The organism is Paenibacillus ehimensis NBRC 15659 (assembly GCF_004000785.1).
In the GTDB taxonomy this organism is placed as follows: domain Bacteria; phylum Bacillota; class Bacilli; order Paenibacillales; family NBRC-103111; genus Paenibacillus_G; species Paenibacillus_G ehimensis.
Genome location: NZ_BILX01000169.1, coordinates 1 through 2268 on the forward strand (window position 1 = coordinate 1; position 2268 = coordinate 2268).

The 2268-nt window shown below is 63.8% G+C and carries 1 pseudogene; it reads right to left on the reverse strand.

Annotated elements, in window-relative coordinates:
* Positions 1-2268: pseudogene (locus PEH01S_RS35730) on the reverse strand (non-ribosomal peptide synthetase); the annotation flags it as partial.

Genomic DNA, 2268 nt, shown 5'->3' on the forward strand with positions numbered 1-2268 from the left:
GCTTCTTCCTCGCTCGCCCGATAATGCTCGACGGCGAAGTCCACTTCCTTGTACACCCGCTGCACCGGCTCCCCGTTCACCAGCTCGAAGCCCGTGCGCAGCGTCTCGTGCCGCGCGATCAGCTGACGGAACGCTTCCTCCAGCCGCACGCGGTCCAGCGCTCCTTCGAGCACCAGCTCGCCGGCATATTGTAGGTTTGCTCCGCCCCTTCCAGCTGCTGCAGGATGTAGAGTCGCTTCTGCGCGGAAGATACCGGGTAGTACTCCCTCTCCTCGACCGTCGGGATCGAGACGTATGCCTGCTCTTCCATTCGGGCAATCGCCTGGGCCATGTCTTCCACCGTCGAGCAGCGGAACACGTCCCGCAGCGGAAGCTCCACGTTCATTTCCTTATGCACCTTGCCGACCAGCAGCGTCGCGCGCAGGGAATGGCCCCCCAGCTCGAAGAAGTTGTCCTTCACGCCCACCTTCTCCAGCCCGAGCACCTCTTGCCAGATGCTTGCCAGCTTCGTCTCCCGCGGCGTCCGCGGCGCGACGTATTCCACGCCCGTCTGCATGCTCGCATCCGGCGCCGGCAGCGCTTTGCGGTCGATCTTCCCGTTTGCCGTCAGCGGCAGCTGCTCCAGCTGTACGAAGTACGACGGGATCATGTACCCCGGCAGCTCCTGCGACAGGCTGCTCCGCAGCTCGCTCAGCTTCAGCTCGCTCTCCGCCGTGAAGTACGCGCACAGCACCTTCTGGCCCTTCGCATCCTCCCGCACGACGACGACCGCTTCCCGCACGCCTTCCGCTTTCAGCAGCTGCGTCTCGATTTCGCCCGTCTCGATCCGGTACCCCCGGATTTTCGCCTGGTTGTCGATCCGCCCGATGAAGTCCACGTTGCCGTCCGCCATCCACCGCGCCAGGTCGCCCGTCCGGTACAAGCGCTCGCCCGGCACAAACGGGCTGTCCACAAACTTCTCTTCCGTCAGCTCCGGACGGTTCAGGTAGCCTCGCGCCACCCCGATGCCGCCGATGCACAGCTCGCCCAGCACGCCTACCGGCACCGGGTTCAGGTGCGCGTCCACGATGTAGAACTTCGCGTTCAGCGCCGCCTTTCCGATCGGCACGTTCCCCGCCTCCGGCAGCTTCTCCAGCGGCTCGTCGTACAGGCTCGAATCGATCGCCGCTTCCGTTACTCCGTAGGCGTTGATGATTCTGAACTGCGACCCGAACCGCTCCTGCAGCACCCGGTAATCCGTCACGCTGCAGCTGTCCGAGCTGGTAATCAATAGCTCCATCGAGCTCATGTCCAGCCCGTGCTCCGCTACATAGTCCATGAACGGCACGATGAGCGCAGGCGTCGATTCGAAGATCGTGATCTTCTCCTTGCTGATCCAGTAGTGCAGACGCGCCGGATCAATCCGGTCGTCTTTCGGGCAGATGACCATCGTGCCGCCGTTGTACAGCGTTCGCGCGATGTCTCCGACGAACACGTCGAACGAGAAGCTCGCCAGCTGCAGCAGCCGTACCGGGAACTGGTCCAGACGATATTCCCGGCGGTACCCTGCCGCCGTATTGACCAGGCTGCGGTGCTCGATCATCACGCCTTTCGGGCGTCCTGTCGTACCCGAGGTATAGATCACGTAGGCCAGATCGTGCGGCTCGTTCACGTTCGCCACGTTCGACGCGTCCTCGGCATACGCCGCCTCGTCGTCCAGGCAGAGCACCGCTTGCAGCGTCTGCTCTCCCTGCACCCATTGCCGCGCGCGCTCCTGCAGATGCGTTTGCGTCAGCAGCACCGTGGCCGCGCTGTCCTCCAGCATGAACTGGATGCGGTCGGACGGATAATCCGGGTCCAGCGGCACGTAGGCTCCGCCCGCTTTCCACACCGCCAGCGCGCCGACGAGCAGCTCCGTCGATCGGTCGGCCAAAATGCCCACCAGCCGATTCGGCTTCACGCCTTGAGCCCTCAGCGTTCTTGCCAGACGGTTCGCCCGTTCGTTCAGCTCCCGGTACGTCAGCCGGTCGTTTTCGTAGACGACCGCCGTCGCCTCCGGCATACGCTCCGTCTGCTGCTCGAACAGCGCGTGGAACGCTTCGTTCTCCGGCGCTTCCGGCACGTCCGGGTTGAACACGTGCTCGATCTGCGCCTTCTCTTCCGCCGTCAGGATGCCCAGCGACGCGATTTTCGCCGCAGGATCGCTCACGATGGCGCCCAGCAATTGCTCGAAATGCTTCGCCAGCCGTTCGATCGTTTCCCGCTTGTACAGAGCCGTTGCGTATTCGA